Source organism: Paracoccus sp. MBLB3053, assembly GCF_031822435.1.
GTDB classification, from domain to species: Bacteria; Pseudomonadota; Alphaproteobacteria; order Rhodobacterales; family Rhodobacteraceae; genus Paracoccus; species Paracoccus aurantius.
On the sequence record NZ_JAVQLW010000001.1, the window covers coordinates 1,305,411 to 1,323,345 of the forward strand.

Here is a 17,935-nt window from a genome sequence, read left to right on the forward strand (position 1 = left end):
GGCGAACGGTTTCCTCCCCTGCCTTTGACTATAGGTCATAGCTCTTGCCTTATCTATTGCGCATTCTGCAATGCTGCGTTGCAGCACGTGGTCAGAACAGGAAATACCGCTGTGCAAGCGGCAGTTCGGTTGCGGGCTGGCAGGTCAGCAATTCACCATCCGCGCGAACCTCGTAGGTTTCGGGATCGACCTCGATCGTCGGGGTGGATGCATTCAGCTTCATGTCGGCTTTGCCAATGCCGCGCGTGTTGCGAACCGCGATCGCCGATTTCAGCATCCCCTCGGCCGCGCCGAAATCAAGGCCGGCCTGGCTGATGAAGGTCACGCCCGAAGCATGGCGTGCCCGGCCCATGGCCCCCCACATCGGGCGCATATACATCGGTTGCACCGGGATCGAGCCGTTGGGATCGCCCATCTGCGCCCAGGAGATCATGCCGCCGACCAGCACCATCTCGGGTTTCGCGCCGAACATGGCCGGGTCCCAGATCACCAGGTCGGCGCGCTTGCCGGGCTCGATCGAGCCGATCTCATGCGCGATGCCATGCGCGATGGCGGGGTTGATCGTGTATTTCGCGACATAACGCCGGGCGCGGATATTGTCGTTTTGCCCGGTCTCGTCGGCCAGGCGACCGCGCTGGACCTTCATCTTGTGCGCGGTCTGCCAGGTCCGGGTGATGACCTCGCCGACCCGGCCCATGGCCTGGCTGTCGGACGAGATCACCGAAAAGGCGCCCATGTCATGCAGGATATCCTCGGCTGCGATGGTCTCGCGGCGGATGCGGGATTCCGCGAAGGCGACGTCTTCGGGGACGCGCTTGTCGAGGTGGTGGCAGACCATCAGCATGTCGAGATGCTCTTCGATGGTATTGCCGGTGAAGGGGCGCGTGGGGTTGGTTGAACTGGGGATGACGTTCGGCGCGCCGACCAGCTTGATGATATCGGGGGCGTGGCCCCCGCCCGCACCCTCGGTATGGAAGGCATGGATGGTGCGGCCCTTGATCGCGGCAAGGGTGTTCTCGACGAAGCCCGATTCGTTCAGCGTGTCGGTGTGGATCGTGACCTGCACATCCATCGCATCGGCGACCGACAGGCAGCAATCGATGGCCGCCGGCGTCGTCCCCCAGTCTTCGTGCAGCTTCAGCGTGGCCGCCCCGGCCCGGACCATTTCCTCGAGCGCCTCGGGGCGCGAGGCATTCCCCTTGCCCGAGACGGCAATGTTGATCGGAACCGAATCCATGGCCATGAGCATGCGCGAAATATGCCACGGACCGGGAGTGCAGGTCGTGGCGAGCGTGCCATGCGCAGGCCCGGTGCCACCTCCCAGCATCGTGGTGACCCCCGAGGCAATGGCGTCCTCGATCTGTTGCGGGCAGATGAAATGGATATGTGCATCCATCGCGCCCGCCGTGACGATGCGGCCTTCTCCAGCGATGATTTCCGTGCCCGGCCCGATGACAAGGGTGACGCCCGGCTGTGTGTCAGGGTTTCCGGCCTTGCCAATGCCGGCGATGCGGCCATCGCGCAGCCCGATATCGGCCTTGTAGATGCCGGAATGGTCAAGGATCAGCGCATTCGTGATGACCGTGTCCATCGATCCGCCCGCGCGGCTGACTTGCGACTGGCCCATGCCGTCCCGGATGACCTTGCCGCCGCCGAACTTCACCTCGTCGCCATAGGTGGTCAGGTCGCGTTCAACCTCGATGATGATCTCGGTATCGCCCAGCCGGACGCGATCGCCGGTCGTGGGGCCATACATTTGGGCATAGTCGGCTCGGGAAATGGTCAGGGCCATTCAGTCCTCCTGGAAACGGTCGTCCACCGGCACGGCAAGCGCGGTGGCCAAGGCATTGGTCTGGCTGGCCATCGCAATCACGGCCAGAAGCTCGGCATGCTGGTCGGGGGTCATGCCCTTGGCGCGCGCGGCAGCAGTGTGGGAATGGACGCAATAGCTGCACCCGTTGGCCGTCGAGACGGCGACATAGATCAGTTCCTTGACCAGCGGATGCAGCGCGCCGGGGGCCATGACATGGGCGGCGCGTTCCCATGTGGCGCGCAGAAGCGCGGGATCATGCGCCAGCGCTCGCCAGAAGTTGTTCACGTAATCCGTGCCGCGGGCCTCGCGGATCTCGTCGAAGACCGCGAGGCTTTCGGGTGGCGCATCGCCATCCGCCAGAAGCGGAACGGTTGCCATCACATCACCGCCAGAATGCGGGCCGGGCCGCCGGTGCCTCGGGCATGTTTGGGGGCCCCGACAAAGATCGTCGCGCCCTTTGCCGGCAATTGGTCGACATTGGCAAGGTTTTCGATGCCGTAGTGCCCGCCCGGCAGCCAGGAGTTGTGGACAGCGAAATCGGCCGAGTTGCCGGGGTCAAGGGACAGCGTGTCCGAAGCGATCGCGGCAGCGCCCATCTCGGCCAGCATGTCGGTCGCGGATTTCCCGAAACCGGGAAAGGCGAAGTTGCCGTCAGGCGAATTGCGGAATTCGGGCTTGCCGACCTTCGCGCCCCAGCCCGAGTTCATCGCGACGCAAGCACCCTTGGGAATTTCGCCATTGGCGCTGATCCAGGCCTCGACATCCTCGGCCTCAAGGGCGGCATTGGCGTCGTCCCTGGCCTTGGCGGTGATGTCGATCACGCATAGCGGGCAGATGAGGGAATCCGCCGCGAGTTCGGCGACCGAGGTCCCGTCTTTCGAGAAATGCAGCGGGGCGTCGATATGGGTGCCGGAATGCTCGAAGATCGTGAGCTTCCAAAGCTGGTAGCCGTTCTGGTCAAAATTCACGGCCTCTTCATAAGCGATGCCGGGCTTGCCGTCGAAGGTGGGAAAGTTTTCGTCGAACACATGGGTCAGGTCCACGACCTTGCCCGAGGATTGCGCAAGCGCGGGGCGGGCGCTGATGGCGCTGGCGGCGATTGCCGCTGCACCCGTTGCCGCTGCGCCCATGAAAAGCTTGCGACGGCTCAGCATGGTTTCCTTGACGTGATCGATCACACAGGCATTGCACATTCCCAGTTCCTCCCCATTCAGGTCAGTCCAGCGGACCCATGACCTTACCGTTGAAACCCCAGATCTCGCGTGCCCCGGAAATCGCGATCAGGCGCACCTCGCGGCCTTGCCCCGGCTCGAAGCGCACGGCAGTTCCGGCGGCGATGTCAAGCCGCATGCCCCGCGCGGCCTCCCGATCAAATTCGAGCCCGGGATTGGTCTCGGCGAAATGGTAATGGCTGCCGACCTGCACCGGGCGGTCGCCAGTATTGGCGACCATCAGGGTGATTGCTTCGCGGTCAGCATTCAGGGTCAATTCGCCTTCAGCCGGAAAGATTTCCCCCGGGATCATGGCATCACCGCCAGTGCGACACCGGCCGCTGCGGTGGCCGCGCCCAGGATGCGCGCCGCACCCAGACGGCCAAGCGCGATCCCCGCCAGATGCAGGCCAGAGGTCGCCAGCACGAAGCCCGCCGCATAGGCGGCAAGTCCGGCAGAAGGGCCCTCGACACCGTGGGCGTGGCCATGGACCAGGCCGAAGATGGCGACGGCGGGCAGGGCGAAGCCGAGAGAGGGGCGAAGTGCCAGCGCAACGGCCAGCCCCAGGATGACAGAAGAGGCAAGGATCATCGGCTCGACTGCCGGCAGATGGATTCCGGCCGCACCAAGTGCGCCGCCTGCGACCATTGCCAGCACGAAGGTCAGGGGCAGGGCCCAGATACCGCGACGGTCGGCTGCAGTTGCGGCCCAAAGCCCTACGGCCACCATCGCCAGCACATGGTCCGTGCCGCCCAGAGGGTGCAGCCAGCCCGAAGCGAAGGGCGATACGGCTTCGAGATGGCCGGGGTGAGCGAAGGCCGCAGTCGGCGTCAGAAGGAATGGAATGATCTTTTTCATGGCAGCCTCTTAGCGGATCGGATCGTGGACGGTGACGAGTTTGGTTCCATCGGGAAAGGTCGCCTCGACCTGGACCGAATGGATCATTTCGGGAATGCCATCCATGCATTGTTCGCGCGTGATGACATGAGCGCCCTCTTCCATCAGGTCGGCGACCGAACGTCCGTCACGCGCGCCCTCGACGACGAAATCGGTGATCAGAGCGATGGCTTCGGGGTGGTTCAGCTTGACGCCACGCGCCAGACGGCCCCGCGCCACCATGGCGGCGACCGAAACCAGCAGCTTTTCCTTTTCGCGGGGGGACAGGTTCATGGGCTTGTCGGGCTCCTCAAGTCGAAATCAGATCTGCCAGACGCGGGGCAGGGGGCCGGGGCGGATGGCGCGGATCAACCGCATGAGCGCCTGGCGCAGCGGCCAGCCGTCGCCGGCCATCAGCCGGGCAACCAGCTTGCCGTCGAAGGCGCTGGCGGCACCGTCTGTTGCCAAGGCTTCCCGGGCGCGGCTCAAACAGTCGGCGGCATCGGGAGCGATCATCACCAGAGTGGCGAATGCGCGGCATCCTGCAAGCGTGGCAGTGCTTGCGCCGCCTGCGAGCACCGCGTCGTCAAGCCGCAAGTTCTCGACAAATACCGGGCGACCGTCTCGGGTCACGCGCCGGCGGTCGGTCAGGTCCAGCGTGCGGACCGTTTCGCCCATGGCCGCGCGTCCAAGGATCAGGGTTTCGACCCAGAGGCAGGAGGCATCCCCGTGCAGCGCGATTTCCTGCTCCCGAAGAAGGGCCGAGCGGTCAAACAGGATCGTTTCCTGCGGCAGCAGGTCCAGATGCGCTCCGGCGGCAAGCTCGAACCGTGCCGTGACCCGCGCTCGACCCGTCGTCGACCGGTAGGCCCGCTCGGCCGTCTGGGTGGTGACGCAGAGCCGGGTTCCGGGCTCTTGCGTCACGGAGATATCCATGCGGTCGCCGCCCGTCAGCCCGCCCGAGGTGTTCAGAACGACCATCTCGCAGCCCGGCGCCGGGGGCAGCATGGCCTTGGCGCTGCCTGCCTGGTGAAGTCGCCCGATCCTCGTGCGTCCGGCGGCATGCACGAATCCGGCACGAAGCGTGCCGCGGGCGCGGGGTAGATCGGATGTCAGGTTCTGGTGCAGCATCATGGCCTCTTGCCTGAACCATGGGCAAAGCTGGGTCGATTTCGCAATGAGCTGCGCGGCTTGTCCATTGATTCTCGTCAATCCGCCCGAAAATGCGGCAGGCTGCGCGAAATGCAGGCTTGACCAATTGCGCTTTCCCCCCGCGTCTTCAAAGTTTATACCCGGATCGGCATTCAAGACCGCAAGAGGGAAACCAATATGGCCAATGTGGTGGTCGTCGGCGCGCAATGGGGCGACGAGGGCAAGGGCAAGATCGTTGACTGGCTGTCCGAACGCGCAGACGTGATCGCGCGCTTCCAGGGGGGCCACAACGCGGGCCACACGCTGGTTATCGGTGATACCGTCTACAAGCTGTCGCTGCTGCCGTCCGGGATCGTCCGCAAGGGCAAGATGGCGGTCATCGGCAATGGCGTCGTGCTGGACCCCTGGGCGCTGTTCAGCGAAATCGCGAAACTGGAGGCTCAGGGCGTCGAGATCGGCCCCGAGAACCTGATGATCGCCGAGAACACCCCGCTGATCCTGCCGCTGCATCAGGATCTGGACAAGCTGCGCGAAGAAGCCGCCGGTGCCTCCAAGATCGGCACGACCGGCCGCGGCATCGGTCCGGCCTACGAGGACAAGGTGGGCCGCCGGACGATCCGCGTGGCTGATCTTGCAGACGAGGAAACGCTGGATTCGCGCCTCGATCGCCTGCTCGCGCATCACGACCCCCTGCGTCAGGGTCTTGGCGCGACGCCCATCGACCGGGCGGAACTGCGCGCCAAGCTGCTGGAGATCGCACCGAGGCTTCTGCAATTCGCCCAGCCGGTCTGGAAGGTGATGAACGATGCCCGCAAATCGGGCAAGCGCATCCTTTTCGAAGGCGCGCAGGGCAGCCTGCTCGACATCGATTTCGGCACCTATCCCTATGTCACCAGTTCGACCACCATGTCGGGCATGGCCGCGACCGGGACCGGCGTCGGTCCGTCAGCCATCGGTTTCGTCCTTGGCATCGTCAAGGCTTACACGACCCGCGTGGGGTCCGGCCCCTTCCCGACCGAGCTTGAGGATAAGGACGGCCAGCGTCTGGGCGAACGCGGCCATGAATTCGGAACCGTCACGGGGCGGAAGCGCCGCTGCGGCTGGTTCGACGCGGTTCTGGTGCGCCAGACCTGCGCGATTTCGGGTGTCGACGGCATCGCGTTGACAAAGCTCGATGTGATGGACGGGTTCAAGACCATCAAGATCTGCACCGGTTACGAAATCGACGGCGTGCATTACGACCACCTGCCGACCGCAGCGGCGCTGCAGGCGCGTGTCACGCCGGTTTATGAAGAACTGGACGGCTGGGAAGAATCGACCCAAGGCGCACGGTCCTGGGCTGAACTGCCGGCGAACGCGATCAAGTATGTCCGCCGCATCGAAGAGCTGATCCAGTGCCCGGTCGCGCTGCTTTCGACCTCTCCCGAACGCGACGACACCATCCTTGTCACCGACCCGTTCGCGGACTGAGATGGACCTCAAGGCGCGCAAACGCTGGTCTTTGGCGATCCTGCTGATCGGCCTGCCACTTTACATCGTGGTGGCCGTGACGCTGGTGAACTGGATGGATCGCGCCTTTGGTCGCCAGCCGATCCTGGTCGAACTGGCCGTCTATATCGGGCTCGGGATCGTTTGGATCCTGCCCTTCCGCCGGGTGTTTTCCGGCATCGGCAAGGGCGAATGACCGTCCTTGCCAGCGCCGTCCCCGTCACGCTGATCGGGGGGGCGCCTTTTCCCCGATCTGATCTGGACGCAGCCTTGAACATCGGTCGCACCGTTGCTGCGGCCGACGGGGGTGCCGATCAGGCCTTGGCGCATGGTCTTCTGCCCGAAGCGGTTTTCGGAGATTTCGATTCCCTTTCCGCGCACGCAAAGGCCGTGATCCCGGCCGAGCGTCTGCATCGCATCGCCGAGCAGGACAGCACGGATTTCGAGAAAAGCCTTTCGCGCATCCGGGCACCTCTGGTCGTAGCCGTGGGCTTTTCGGGCGCGCGTCAGGACCACTTCCTCGCCAATCTCAGCGCAATGGCACGGCGCGTGGGTCCGCCCTGTATCCTGATCGCGGGAAGTGATGTCATCACGCTCTGCCCGCCCCGGATCGGCATGGACCTGCCTGCGGGAACGCGTGTGTCGCTGTTTCCCATGGGTTCGGCAAGCGGAATTTCTGAAGGGTTGAAATGGCCGATCGACGGGCTGAAGTTCGCCTCGGATGGCAGGGTCGGCACGTCCAATGAAGCGATGGGGCCGATCGATCTGGCCATCGACGGCCCCATGCTGCTCATCCTGCCGGGATCGTGTCTCGGGCTTCTGGCTGCGGCGATCTAGCGACCGCGGCTGCGCGGGTCCATCGCGTCCCTCAGCCCGTCGCCGATATAGTTCACCGAAAGCACCGTCAGTGAAATGCAGAGCCCCGGCAGGATCACGCGCCACGGGAACTGCTGCATCTGGTCGACGGCATCAAAGAGCAAACGACCCCATGTCGGAAAGTCCGGCGGGAAGCCGAGGCCAAGGAAGGAGAGCGCGCTTTCGGTGATGATCGCGGTCGCAATCCCCAGGGTGGCCGCGACCATGATCGGCGACAGGACGTTTGGCAGGACATGGCGCAGGATCATCCTTGGGGCGGGGGTGCCGATCGATCTGGCCGCCAGAATGAATTCACGCTCTTTCAGGCCAAGCACTTCACCTCGCACGATGCGGGCAGTCTGCATCCATGAGGTGACCCCGATGGCCGAAACGATCAGCAGGAAAATTCCGCCAGCCGGACCCAGCGCCTTGCTGAGGGGTTCGCGAAACAGCGTCACCATCAAGAGCAGCAAGGGCAGCAGGGGCAGAGCAAGGAATAGCTCGGTCAGGCGCATCAGCGGCGCGTCAAGGGCGCGGAAATAACCCGACAGGATGCCGATCAGGCTCCCGAGCGTGAGGGCGATGGACATGGCCGTCAGCCCGACCGCCAGCGAAACCCGGCCGCCCGCCATCAGTCTGGCAAGCATGTCGCGACCAAGCTGGTCAGTGCCCAGAGGGTGCGCCCACGAGAATCCCTGATTGCGGGCACGAATGTCGACATAGGTGGGATCGATCGTCCAGAGCCGCGGGCCAAGCAGGACGAAGATCAGGATCGAGGAGAAGAGCACGAGCGCGATCATAGCGCCGCGATGGTTGCGGAACTGTCGCCACACATCGCGCCATTGGCTGCGCGGCGGGGTATCGGGCGCATCCTGAATGTCGGTCATGACCGCGTCGACTCCCGGGGCGGCGACATCTCTGCCAGCTTCGTCTGTCAGGACGGGATTGCGCGGATCACTCATAGCGGATCCTCGGGTCGAGAATGCCGTAAAGGAGGTCGGCAATCAGGGTGAAGGTCACGATCAGGATCGCGAAGATGAAGGTCAGGGTCATTACCATGGGAATGTCATTGGCATGGATCGCCAGGATGAGCAGTTGCCCCAGCCCGTTCACCTTGAAGACCTGCTCGGTGATGATCGCGCCACCGAAGACTGCGGGCAGTCCAAGTGCGATGACAGTGACGACGGGGATCAGCGAATTGCGCAGCACATGCTTCAGGACGACCACCTTTTCGCTGAGGCCCTTGGCGCGTGCGGTGCGGACGTAATCTTGCCTGAGATTGTCGAGCATCGAGGCCCGCATGAACCGGCTGATCTGGGCTGCATTGTAAAGCGACAGCACCGTGACCGGCATTGCCATCTGACGCACCTGCACGACGAAACTGTCCCAGTCGGTGACGCGATGCGTCGTGTCATAGATCGAGGGGAACCATTGCAGCTTGATCCCGAAGATGATGATCAGCACGACCCCGGTGAAAAAGGTCGGCAGCGAGAAGCCGACCATGGAAATGAAGGTGCCGATCTGGTCGAACCAACTGTATTGGCGATAGGCCGACAGAATGCCGATTGGGATCGCGATCAGCACCCCGATCAGGTAGGACATGCCGACAACCGTCAGCGTTTGCGGCACGCGCTCGGCGATGACGTCGAAGACGGGGCTGCGCGACTGGAAGCTGATCACGCGCTGCATGCCGTCGCTGAAGGACGTGCCGAATAACTGGTCGATCCAGTGGAGTGGCTCGACCCAGAAGAACTGCTTCAGCCAGAGCACATAGCGGACATACCAGGCTTGCCCCAGACCCAGCGCCTCGCGCATGCGTTCCTTGACCTCGGGCGGGACGGTCAGGGGAACGTCGCCCAACGGGTCGCCGGGGGATGCTTCCAGCAGGAGGAAGATCACCAGCGAAATGAATATCAGAGTAGGTATCGCCAGCAACAAGCGGCGAAGTGCAAAGGTCAGCAAAACTGCGCTCCTGTCCTGCGGATCTCAGGGAGCCGGATCGGGGCCCCGCGCATTGGCGGGGCCCGTTCCGGTTACTGCTTCACGCGGGTCCAGTCGGCGATGTTCCAAAGCTCGCTGTCCCAACCGTTGATCTCGACATTGGCGAGCGAGTTCGACACGGCCGAGGCGGTGCCGCGATAGACCAGCGGAATGATCGCATTGCTGTCCTTGGTCAGCATCTCGTTCAGCCGCTGGCCCAGCTTGCCGCGTTCGCCCGGATCGACGGTCGTGCCCATCTCGGCGATCAGCTTGTCGAATTCCGGATCGCAGAATCGGCTGATGTTTTCACCCTGCCATTGGTTGCCGGGCCCGGGGGCCTTGTCGCAGGTGAACTTGGCAAGATAGGGGGCGGGGTTCCCACCCTCGAAATTGTCGGCGAACATCTCGACATCGGCGTAGAACTTCTGGAACGTGTCGGGCGATCCTGCATCACCACCGAAAAAGACCGAGGCGTCGATCGTCTTCAGTTCCGTCGCGATCCCGATATCCTGCCACCACTGCTTGATGAGCGCCTGGAAATCCTGGCGGACCGCGTTGACCGAGGTCTGATAGACCAGCGACAGCTTCTTGCCGTCCTTTTCGCGGATGCCGTCTCCACCGACGGTCCAGCCGGCATCTTCGAGCAGCTTCTTCGCTCCTTCGATGTCCTGGGTCAGGCATTCGGTGTTGTCGGAGGCCCAGGCCGCGGGGGCCGGGACGTAGTTGCAGGTCGGCTGGCCGGCCGCGCCGTACCCGATCTCGACCAAAAGCTCGCGGTCGATCGCCATGGAGAGCGCCTTGCGCACCGCAGGGTCGGTCAGGAAGGGATGCGGATTGTCGATGGTCGAACGCTCGCCCTCTGGCAGGCTGGACGAGGGGTCGCTCAGGTTCACGTGGATGCGTTCGACAAGGCTGCCGAATGCCGCCTGGACCTTGCCCTTGCCCGCGGCCTCCATCCCGGCGATCACGTCGGGCGCAAGCTGGGTGTTCCATGCATAGTCGAATTCGCCGGTTTCCAGTACCGAGCGCGCCGCCGCCGCCGCATCGCCGCCGCCCTTGATCGTCAGGTTCGAGAAGGCGGGCTTGGCTGCATCCCTGTATTCGGGGTTCACGTCAAAGGTGATGACGTCGTTGGTCTTGAAGCTTGTGACCCTGAAAGGGCCGGTGCCGATCGGGCCAAAGTTCTGATCGGTGCAAGTCGGGGCCTTTTCACCGATGCAGGCTTCGAACTGGGCCTTCTGAATGACAGGGGCCTGGGCACCGACGAAGGCCGAATAGGGGTCGGGCTGCGGGGCGATGAAGCTGATCTTGACCGTCAGCGGATCGACGGCCTCGACCTTTTCGACGCCCTCGAACTTGGCCAACTGCGCACATCCACCGGTGGGGTCCATGCAATATTGCGCGGTGAAGACGACGTCATCCGCGGTCAGGGGCGATCCGTCGGACCATTTGACGCCCTCGCGCAGTTTCCATGTGACCGATTTCAGATCCTCGGCAATGCCGCCATTCTCCAGAGTGGGGATTTCGCTGGCAAGACGTGGATAAAGCGTTCCGTCGGGCATTGCGCCGGCCAGCGGTTCTAGCACGGCGCTGCTGGCGATCAATTCCTTGGTGCCGCCCGAAAGGTAGATGTTCATCGTCGACGGCGCTTGCCACATGATGATGTTCAACTGCCCGTCCGAGCCGCGTTCGGCAAAGGCGGCCGGTGCCATAAGCGCCATTGAGGTGGCGCCCAGCATCAGGGTCTTCAATCTCATCACTCTCTCCTGTTGGACTGTTGGGCGTTCGGCAAAGCATCCGTTTCGACCGCGTAGTCTTTGTTTTTCTGGGTCTTCCCGTGGTGATGTGCCTGCTGAACAGATCGAGTTTCAGACAGGTGCCCCGAAAAAAGCAAGAAACAAGTTTCCGTTCGAAATCAGTTGCAATGACGAAACCCGGCTCTAGCCTCAAATCTGACCACAGGGGCCCAGAGGCTGCATGATGCTTGATGCCGACCAGAACTCGCCGCTCGTTTCGATCCGTAAGCTGCGTCTGTCCTTTCAGACCAATGATGGCCCTGTCATCGGCGTTCGGCAGCTGAGTTTCGACATCGCTGCAGGGGAATGTGTCTGCGTGGTCGGCGAATCCGGATCGGGAAAATCCGTCAGTTCGCTTTCGCTGATGAGGCTGGTCGAGTTTGGCGGCGGCGAGATCGCCAAGGGGGAACTGCTGTTTCGTCGCGACGGCGGGGCCGTCGATCTGGCGCAAGCTCAGCCTGCCGTCATGCGTGACATTCGCGGCAATGAGATCGCGATGATCTTTCAGGAACCGATGACCGCGCTGAACCCGGTCTTCACCGTCGGCGACCAGCTTGCAGAAGGTCTGGTCACGCATCGCGCCATGTCGCGCAAGGAAGCGCTCGGGCGGGCGCTGGAGTTGCTGCGCGAGGTGCGCATTCCCGAGCCCGAGCGGCGTCTGAGGCAATATCCGCATGAGCTGTCCGGTGGCATGCGCCAGCGTGTCGTCATCGCCATGGCCATGGCCTGTCGCCCGCGTCTCTTGATCTGCGACGAGCCGACGACCGCGCTGGATGTGACGATCCAGGCCGAAATCCTGGCCTTGATCGACAGGCTGAAACGGGAAACCGGAATGGCCGTCATGTTCATCACCCATGATATGGCCGTGGTGGCGCAGATGGCCGACCGGGTCGTCGTGATGTTCCGGGGCGACAAGGTCGAGGAAGGCCCGGTCGAGCAGATCTTCGAGAACCCGCAGCAGGACTATACCAAGGCGCTGCTGGCCGCCGTGCCCCGGCTGGGCGAGATGACGGGCCGCGACGCGCCCGAGCCGATGCGCCTGATGCGCGCGGGCGAAATCGCCGAGCCGACCGGGCCGGTTCTGGCCAAATCCGCCGAGCCGCTGCTTGAGGTGAGGAACCTCTGCACCCGATTTGCCGTGAAGGGCGGGCTGCTGCGTCGTACGGTCGCGCAGGTGCATGCGGTCGAGGACGTGTCCTTCACTGTCAATGCGGGCGAGACATTGTCGCTGGTCGGCGAATCAGGTTGCGGGAAGTCGACGACGGGTCGTTCGATCCTGCGACTGGTCGAGCCGAGCGCGGGCACGGTTCATCTGGGCGGGCGCGACATTCTTGCGCTGAACCCCGCGCAGCTTCGCCGTGCGCGCCGCGATATGCAGATGATCTTCCAAGACCCCTTCGCCAGCCTCGATCCGCAGATGAAGCTGCTGAGCCAGATCGAAGAGCCGATGCTCAACTTCGGCATCGGCAACCGTTCCGAGCGCAGGGACAGGATCGAAAAGCTGTTCGACCGGGTCGAATTGCCGCGCAGCTTCATGAACCGCTATCCGCATGAAATGTCGGGCGGGCAGCGGCAACGGATCGCGATAGCCCGTGCCTTGGCGCTGAACCCGCGCCTGATCATCGCGGATGAGGCGGTTTCGGCGCTTGATGTCTCGGTCCAGGCACAGGTGCTTAACCTGCTGATGGAACTTCAGCGCGATCTTGGGATCTCGATGTTGTTCATCAGCCATGACATGGCCGTGGTCGAACGCGTCAGCCATCACGTCGGCGTCATGTATCTGGGCCGCATCGTCGAATTCGGGACGCGGCGGCAGGTCTTCGAGAACCCTCAGCACAGCTATACCCGGCAATTGATGGCCGCCGTGCCGGTGGCGGACCCGCGCCAGAAAAAGATAAACGAAGACCTGCGCTTCAGGCCCATTCCGTCGCCCATCCATCCGGTCGATCATATTCCTGTCCGTTCGGTCTATCACGAGGTCACACCCGGGCATCAGGTCCTTGTGGACCCGGTCACGCATCAGTAATCCGACCACATGAAAACCGGTGGACCCATTTCGCGCGCCGAAGCGGCGCGCTTTCCCGCAGCCCCGCCTGCCCAGGCGGATATCGTCGTGATCGGGGGCGGCATTGCCGGTGTCATGACTGCCCTTTACCTGGCCGAAGCGGGCCAGCGCGTGGTACTGTGCGAAAAGGGACGCATCGCTGCCGAGCAAAGTTCCCGCAACTGGGGCTGGGTGCGGCAGCAGGGGCGTGATCCGGGCGAGTTGCCGATCATGATCGAGGCTCTGCGCCTGTGGCAAGGTCTGGATCAGCGATTGGGCGAGGCAGTCGGCCTGCGCCAGACCGGCACGACCTATCTGGCGAATGGCGAAGCGGATATTGCGAATTTCGAAGCTTGGATGCCGCATGCCAGGGCGCACGGCCTGGACACGCGCCTGATGAGCCGGGCAGAGCTGGACGGGCTTCTGCCCAATGCGGCCGGCTGGGTCGGGGCCCTGCACACTTCGAATGACGCGCGGGCCGAGCCATGGACCGCCGTTCCCGCCATCGCGGGCCTTGCGGCAAATGCCGGCGCCACCATCTGCGAGGATTGCGCGGTGCGGGGCATCGAAACCTCGGCCGGTCGGGTTTCGGGGGTCGTCACGGAAAAGGGTCGGATCGAAGCGGCTCAGGTTCTTCTGGCAGGCGGCGCCTGGTCGTCGCTTTTCGCGGGCAATGCGGGGCTGTGGTTCCCGCAGCTATCGGTTCGCGCCACAGTGGCGGCGACTGTTCCGATGGTGGATTTCCATCCTGGGAATGCGGCCGATTCGGGCTTTGCATTCCGCCGTCGCGCAGATGGAGGCTATACGCTTGCGCCGGGGATCGGTCACGATTTCTGGATCGGTCCCGCGGCCTTCCGCAACCTCGTGAGCTTCCTTCCGCAGATGCGGCGTGATCTTCGCCACACCCGCCTCAGCCCAGCCGCGCCGACAGGTTATCCCGACGCTTGGCGCACGCCGCGTCGCTGGAGGCTGGACGAGGTGTCGCCCTTCGAGATGATGCGGGTCCTTGACCCGGCGCCGAACCTGACCCGCATCGAAAGATTGCGCGCTGACTTCGCATCCGCATTCCCCAAGCTAGGAAAGCCTCAGATCATGCGCGCCTGGGCAGGAATGATTGACGTGACGCCGGATCAGGTTCCGATCCTTGATGAGAGCCCCGTTCCGGGGTTCTTCGTCGCGACGGGCCTTTCGGGGCATGGATTTGGCATCGGGCCGGGAATCGGGCGGGTGATGGCCGATCTCATGCTTGGCCGCGCCCCGGGGCATGACCTGTCGCGTTTCCGCTATGCCCGTTTTTCGGACGGTTCGAGAATCGAGCTGGGCCCCTCGATCTGAGGCGATAGCCGAGGCTTGCGGCGGCATTTCAAAACGGCCAAGATTCGCGCCGAAGGAGATGTCTCATGCCCGTCAAGAACCGCTTTGCCGAACTTCTGCCCGAGATCACCGCCTGGAGGCGGGATTTCCACGAAAACCCCGAGCTTCTCTACGAAGTCCACCGCACCGCTGGAAAGGTTGCCGAACTGTTGCGCAGCTTCGGTGTGGACGAAGTGACCGAAGGGGTCGGGCGCACCGGGGTCGTTGGCGTCATCAAGGGGCGCAGTGACAGCGCGGGGCGGGTCATTGGCCTGCGTGCCGACATGGATGCGCTGCCGATCAACGAAATCACCGGACTGGACTATGCATCGAAGACGCCGGGCGTCATGCATGCCTGCGGACATGACGGACACACGGCAATGCTTCTCGGTGCGGCCCGGTATCTGGCCGAGACGCGGAATTTCGATGGAACTGCTGTGGTCATTTTCCAACCCGCGGAAGAGGGCGGTGGCGGCGGGCTTGCCATGATCGAGGATGGGCTGGTCGATCGCTGGGGCATCCAGGAATTCTACGGCATGCACAACATGCCGGGCTATCCGACCGGTAGCTTCGCTATTCGCGAAGGGGCGATGATGGCGGCCGCGGACCAGTTCGACATCGTCGTGACCGGCAAGGGCGGACATGCCGCCAAGCCGCATGAGACGATCGATACCACTCTGGTTTCGGCGCAGATCATCGTGGCGCTGCAGTCGATCGTGTCGCGCAATATAGATCCGCTGAAGAATGCCGTGATTTCTGTCTGCGTCGTGCAGACCGATTCGACTGCCCATAACGTCATCCCGCAGGTGGTGAAGCTGAAGGGGACGGCGCGCAGTCTTGATGCGGATGTTCGCGACCAGCTTGAGGAGGGCATAACGCGCGTGGCCGAAAACATCGCCTTGGCCTTCGGGGCAAAGGCCGAGGTGGACTACCAGCGCGGCTATCCGGTCACCATGAACCATCCCGAAGCCACCATTCACGCAGCCGAGGTCGCGCGTGGGGTCGCAGGTGACGTCGACATGGACATGATGCCGATGATGGGCGGCGAGGATTTCAGCTACATGCTGAACGAACGTCCCGGCGCGTATATCTTCGTTGGCAACGGCGACACGGCGATGGTTCACCATCCCGCCTATAATTTCGACGACAATGCCATTCCGGCCGGCTCAAGCTGGTATGCGGGCATGGTCGAAGCCAGGATGCCAGTGTTGGCCTGATCGCACGGGCTACATGGTGAAATGAAAAAGGGGGCCCCGCGGCCCCCTTTCTGGATCAGAAGTGGATGGTCCGCCCGTATGCGGAGAGCACGGATTCGTGCATCATTTCCGACAGGGTCGGATGCGGGAAGACCGTCTCCATCAATTCGGCTTCAGTAGTCTCCAAGGTCCGTCCAATGACATAGCCCTGGATCAGTTCGGTCACTTCTGCGCCCACCATATGGGCGCCCAGCAACTCGCCTGTCTTGGCGTCGAAGACGGTCTTTACCAGACCTTCGGGTTCGCCAAGCGCGATCGCCTTGCCATTGCCGACGAAGGGGAAACGGCCGACCTTGATCTCGTACCCGGCCTCCTTGGCCTTTTCTTCGGTCAGCCCGACGGATGCGACCTGCGGATTGCAATAGGTGCAGCCCGGGATCGAGTTCGGCTTGATAGGATGCGGATGCTGACCCGCGATGAGTTCCGCGACCATGACGCCTTCGTGGCTGGCCTTGTGCGCAAGCCAAGGCGCGCCCGCAACATCGCCGATCGCGAAAAGCCCGTCGACGCCGGTGCGGCAGTATTCGTCGGTCACGACATGGGTGCGGTCGATCTTGACGCCGAGCTTTTCCAGGCCAATGCCTTCGACATTGCCGACGATGCCGACCGCCGAGATGACCGTATCGAAATCATGGGTTTCGGTTTTGCCGCCAATCTCGATATGCGCAGTGACCTTGCCCCCGCCTTTTCCGTTCGGGGCGCGGTCGAGTTTCTTGACCGTCGCCTTTTCCATGATCTTCATGCCCTGCTTGACGAACTGCTTCTTGGCCAGGGCCGAGATTTCGGCATCCTCGACCGGCAGGACGCGGTCCATCACTTCGACCACCGTCGTATCGGCGCCGAGCGTGTTGAAGAAGCTGGCGAATTCGATGCCGATGGCGCCCGAGCCGATGACCAAGAGCTTGCCCGGCATGCGCGGCGGGTTCAGCGCGTGCTTGTAGTTCCAGACCAGAACGCCATCGGGTTCCAGGCCCGGAAGTTCGCGGGCGCGGGCACCGGTCGCCAGCACGACGGACTTGCCGGTAACCTCTTCGCTGCCCTTGTCGGTCTTGACGCTGATCTTGCCGGGCGCGGTCAGCGTGGCCTCGCCCATGAAAACGGTGACCTTGTTCTTCTTCAGCAGATGGCCGACCCCGCCGGCCAGCTGCTTGGCGACCCCGCGCGAGCGCTGCACGACCGCCGGCAGATCATAGCCGATCTTGTCGGCGGAAAGACCGAACTCCTTGGCGCGGTGCATCAGGTGGAAGACCTCGGCCGAGCGCAGCAGCGCCTTGGTCGGGATGCAGCCCCAGTTCAGGCAGATGCCGCCCAGATGTTCCCGCTCGACGACCGCGACCTTGAGTCCAAGCTGGGCACCACGAATGGCGCAGACATATCCGCCCGGTCCCGAGCCGATCACCACCATGTCGAAGGTTTGCGCCATGGAGTTCCCCTTCTGAAAAAGATAGTTGAGCGTTAAACCATTTATTCGAGAGCATCAAGCAACAGCTTGCCCGAGACAAGCGCGCCATAGCCTCCGGCTTCGAGCACCTTCAGCTCACTGGGTGTCGATTGGCGTCCGAGGGCGGCATTTCGCCATGGGAAACGGCCGAATTGCCTGATCGTGTCGCGGTGGAGCGCGGCATGGCGGAGGTTTTCGCCCGGCATGAACTCGGCAAAAAGTGAGACGGCGCGATCCTGATCGGCAAGATCTTCGCTATGCTCAAAGGGCAGATAGAAGAATTGCCGCGCCGGGGGCGCGATCTTCAGATCGTGTCCGGCGGCAATCGCGCGATCGGCAATGGCCAGCGCGAGCGGATCGGTCGCAAAGGCGCGCGGGTCATCGCGGAACATGTTGCGCGGAAACTGATCCGTCAGGATCAATGCCGCCAGGGCGCCCTCGGGCGTTCCTTCCCAATCGGGAGTGAGCGATGCCGCCTGTTCCCAATCCGGCATGAAGCGTTGGCGGATGGTCGCGTCCAGCTCGTCCGAGCGGATATACCACCCCTTCTCGCCGACATCGTCGAGCCAGAAGCGCGTGATCGTTTCGGGGGGTGTCGTCGTTCGGGTCATTCCTGCCATCCGTTCCTGGACGGGGGGATGGTTGCAGAGCAAGGGCCGGGCCGCAAGCC

18 protein-coding genes are annotated in these 17,935 nt (G+C 63.3%); 6 read left to right on the forward strand and 12 right to left on the reverse strand.

Translation table 11 applies throughout. The features are described from left to right. Window positions 1–91: 91 nt before the first annotated feature. The 7 genes from ureC to RGQ15_RS06605 are packed head-to-tail and all read right to left on the reverse strand — an operon-like array spanning window position 92 to window position 5,031. Window positions 92–1,792: an urease subunit alpha gene (ureC, locus tag RGQ15_RS06575; RefSeq protein ID WP_311159418.1), complete on the reverse strand. Its 1,701-nt coding sequence runs from the start codon at window positions 1,790–1,792 to the stop codon at window positions 92–94. Continuing rightward, complete coding sequence (locus RGQ15_RS06580) at window positions 1,793–2,191, reverse strand: carboxymuconolactone decarboxylase family protein (RefSeq protein ID WP_311159419.1); 399 nt, start codon at window positions 2,189–2,191, stop codon at window positions 1,793–1,795. After that, the gene (locus RGQ15_RS06585) at window positions 2,191–3,006 is read right to left on the reverse strand and encodes a cyclase family protein (protein WP_311159420.1); all 816 of its coding nucleotides are present in this window, start codon (window positions 3,004–3,006) and stop codon (window positions 2,191–2,193) included. Before RGQ15_RS06585 ends, RGQ15_RS06580 begins: the two co-directional genes overlap by 1 nt. A gap of 22 nt (window positions 3,007–3,028) precedes the next feature. Further along, on the reverse strand, window positions 3,029–3,337 hold the full coding sequence (locus RGQ15_RS06590) for an urease subunit beta (RefSeq protein ID WP_311159421.1): 309 nt from the start codon (window positions 3,335–3,337) through the stop codon (window positions 3,029–3,031). Continuing rightward, window positions 3,334–3,882, reverse strand: coding sequence for a HupE/UreJ family protein (locus tag RGQ15_RS06595; protein WP_311159422.1), 549 nt, complete (start codon window positions 3,880–3,882; stop codon window positions 3,334–3,336). Before RGQ15_RS06595 ends, RGQ15_RS06590 begins: the two co-directional genes overlap by 4 nt. Window positions 3,883–3,891: 9 nt before the next feature. Continuing rightward, complete coding sequence (locus RGQ15_RS06600) at window positions 3,892–4,194, reverse strand: urease subunit gamma (RefSeq protein ID WP_311159423.1); 303 nt, start codon at window positions 4,192–4,194, stop codon at window positions 3,892–3,894. Between the two features lie 27 nt (window positions 4,195–4,221). After that, window positions 4,222–5,031: an urease accessory protein UreD gene (locus RGQ15_RS06605; RefSeq protein WP_311159424.1), complete on the reverse strand. Its 810-nt coding sequence runs from the start codon at window positions 5,029–5,031 to the stop codon at window positions 4,222–4,224. Between the two features lie 198 nt (window positions 5,032–5,229). Here RGQ15_RS06605 and RGQ15_RS06610 point away from each other — a divergent pair, with 198 nt between their 5' ends. From RGQ15_RS06610 to RGQ15_RS06620, 3 genes are read left to right on the forward strand one after another with little or no spacing between them, the layout of a single operon-like run. Continuing rightward, window positions 5,230–6,522 carry an adenylosuccinate synthase gene (locus tag RGQ15_RS06610; protein WP_311159425.1) on the forward strand — a complete coding sequence of 431 codons (1,293 nt, stop codon included), beginning with the start codon at window positions 5,230–5,232 and terminating at the stop codon, window positions 6,520–6,522. Window position 6,523: 1 nt separating this feature from the next. Then, window positions 6,524–6,736 carry a DUF2842 domain-containing protein gene (locus RGQ15_RS06615; protein ID WP_311159426.1) on the forward strand — a complete coding sequence of 71 codons (213 nt, stop codon included), beginning with the start codon at window positions 6,524–6,526 and terminating at the stop codon, window positions 6,734–6,736. Further along, window positions 6,733–7,377: a thiamine diphosphokinase gene (locus RGQ15_RS06620; protein ID WP_311159427.1), complete on the forward strand. Its 645-nt coding sequence runs from the start codon at window positions 6,733–6,735 to the stop codon at window positions 7,375–7,377. The genes RGQ15_RS06615 and RGQ15_RS06620 overlap by 4 nt, the downstream gene beginning before the upstream one ends. Here RGQ15_RS06620 and RGQ15_RS06625 read toward each other — a convergent pair. The 3 genes from RGQ15_RS06625 to RGQ15_RS06635 all read right to left on the reverse strand — a co-directional run bounded on the left by RGQ15_RS06625 (window position 7,374) and on the right by RGQ15_RS06635 (window position 11,132). Beyond that, window positions 7,374–8,357, reverse strand: a complete 984-nt coding sequence (locus RGQ15_RS06625) for an ABC transporter permease (RefSeq protein WP_409201305.1) — start codon at window positions 8,355–8,357, stop codon at window positions 7,374–7,376. The two genes, RGQ15_RS06620 and RGQ15_RS06625, sit on opposite strands and share 4 nt — an antisense overlap. Then, a complete protein-coding gene (locus tag RGQ15_RS06630) occupies window positions 8,350–9,357 on the reverse strand; it encodes an ABC transporter permease (RefSeq protein WP_311159428.1) in 1,008 nt (335 codons plus the stop codon). Before RGQ15_RS06630 ends, RGQ15_RS06625 begins: the two co-directional genes overlap by 8 nt. 71 nt (window positions 9,358–9,428) lie before the next feature. Continuing rightward, window positions 9,429–11,132 carry a peptide ABC transporter substrate-binding protein gene (locus RGQ15_RS06635; RefSeq protein WP_311159429.1) on the reverse strand — a complete coding sequence of 568 codons (1,704 nt, stop codon included), beginning with the start codon at window positions 11,130–11,132 and terminating at the stop codon, window positions 9,429–9,431. Window positions 11,133–11,355: 223 nt separating this feature from the next. Here RGQ15_RS06635 and RGQ15_RS06640 point away from each other — a divergent pair, with 223 nt between their 5' ends. The 3 genes from RGQ15_RS06640 (at window position 11,356) to RGQ15_RS06650 (ending at window position 15,785) form a co-directional block, all read left to right on the forward strand. After that, a complete protein-coding gene (locus tag RGQ15_RS06640; RefSeq protein WP_311161054.1) occupies window positions 11,356–13,197 on the forward strand; it encodes an ABC transporter ATP-binding protein in 1,842 nt (613 codons plus the stop codon). Window positions 13,198–13,206: 9 nt separating this feature from the next. Continuing rightward, window positions 13,207–14,550 carry an NAD(P)/FAD-dependent oxidoreductase gene (locus RGQ15_RS06645; RefSeq protein ID WP_311159430.1) on the forward strand — a complete coding sequence of 448 codons (1,344 nt, stop codon included), beginning with the start codon at window positions 13,207–13,209 and terminating at the stop codon, window positions 14,548–14,550. 65 nt (window positions 14,551–14,615) lie between these two features. Beyond that, the gene (locus RGQ15_RS06650; protein WP_311159431.1) at window positions 14,616–15,785 is read left to right on the forward strand and encodes a M20 aminoacylase family protein; all 1,170 of its coding nucleotides are present in this window, start codon (window positions 14,616–14,618) and stop codon (window positions 15,783–15,785) included. A gap of 55 nt (window positions 15,786–15,840) precedes the next feature. Here RGQ15_RS06650 and lpdA read toward each other — a convergent pair whose 3' ends face one another. Together lpdA and RGQ15_RS06660 are read right to left on the reverse strand one after the other, a co-directional pair. Beyond that, window positions 15,841–17,247, reverse strand: a complete 1,407-nt coding sequence (gene lpdA / locus RGQ15_RS06655) for a dihydrolipoyl dehydrogenase (RefSeq protein WP_311159432.1) — start codon at window positions 17,245–17,247, stop codon at window positions 15,841–15,843. Window positions 17,248–17,288: 41 nt separating this feature from the next. Continuing rightward, a complete protein-coding gene (locus RGQ15_RS06660) occupies window positions 17,289–17,876 on the reverse strand; it encodes a DUF924 family protein (protein ID WP_311159433.1) in 588 nt (195 codons plus the stop codon). Window positions 17,877–17,935 lie beyond the last annotated feature (59 nt).

What these genes read in the sequence shown, in the direction of transcription:
- RGQ15_RS06605 (WP_311159424.1), bottom strand. Translation starts at nt 5,031, where the DNA reads ATGCTGCACCAGAACCTGACATCCGATCTACCCCGCGCCCGCGGCACG.
- RGQ15_RS06650 (WP_311159431.1), top strand. Translation starts at nt 14,616, where the DNA reads ATGCCCGTCAAGAACCGCTTTGCCGAACTTCTGCCCGAGATCACCGCC.
- RGQ15_RS06620 (WP_311159427.1), top strand. Translation starts at nt 6,733, where the DNA reads ATGACCGTCCTTGCCAGCGCCGTCCCCGTCACGCTGATCGGGGGGGCG.
- RGQ15_RS06610 (WP_311159425.1), top strand. Translation starts at nt 5,230, where the DNA reads ATGGCCAATGTGGTGGTCGTCGGCGCGCAATGGGGCGACGAGGGCAAG.
- ureC (WP_311159418.1), bottom strand. Translation starts at nt 1,792, where the DNA reads ATGGCCCTGACCATTTCCCGAGCCGACTATGCCCAAATGTATGGCCCC.
- RGQ15_RS06660 (WP_311159433.1), bottom strand. Translation starts at nt 17,876, where the DNA reads ATGACCCGAACGACGACACCCCCCGAAACGATCACGCGCTTCTGGCTC.
- RGQ15_RS06595 (WP_311159422.1), bottom strand. Translation starts at nt 3,882, where the DNA reads ATGAAAAAGATCATTCCATTCCTTCTGACGCCGACTGCGGCCTTCGCT.
- lpdA (WP_311159432.1), bottom strand. Translation starts at nt 17,247, where the DNA reads ATGGCGCAAACCTTCGACATGGTGGTGATCGGCTCGGGACCGGGCGGA.
- RGQ15_RS06590 (WP_311159421.1), bottom strand. Translation starts at nt 3,337, where the DNA reads ATGATCCCGGGGGAAATCTTTCCGGCTGAAGGCGAATTGACCCTGAAT.
- RGQ15_RS06635 (WP_311159429.1), bottom strand. Translation starts at nt 11,132, where the DNA reads ATGAGATTGAAGACCCTGATGCTGGGCGCCACCTCAATGGCGCTTATG.
- RGQ15_RS06600 (WP_311159423.1), bottom strand. Translation starts at nt 4,194, where the DNA reads ATGAACCTGTCCCCCCGCGAAAAGGAAAAGCTGCTGGTTTCGGTCGCC.
- RGQ15_RS06615 (WP_311159426.1), top strand. Translation starts at nt 6,524, where the DNA reads ATGGACCTCAAGGCGCGCAAACGCTGGTCTTTGGCGATCCTGCTGATC.
- RGQ15_RS06645 (WP_311159430.1), top strand. Translation starts at nt 13,207, where the DNA reads ATGAAAACCGGTGGACCCATTTCGCGCGCCGAAGCGGCGCGCTTTCCC.
- RGQ15_RS06585 (WP_311159420.1), bottom strand. Translation starts at nt 3,006, where the DNA reads ATGTGCAATGCCTGTGTGATCGATCACGTCAAGGAAACCATGCTGAGC.
- RGQ15_RS06580 (WP_311159419.1), bottom strand. Translation starts at nt 2,191, where the DNA reads ATGGCAACCGTTCCGCTTCTGGCGGATGGCGATGCGCCACCCGAAAGC.
- RGQ15_RS06625 (WP_409201305.1), bottom strand. Translation starts at nt 8,357, where the DNA reads ATGAGTGATCCGCGCAATCCCGTCCTGACAGACGAAGCTGGCAGAGAT.
- RGQ15_RS06640 (WP_311161054.1), top strand. Translation starts at nt 11,356, where the DNA reads ATGCTTGATGCCGACCAGAACTCGCCGCTCGTTTCGATCCGTAAGCTG.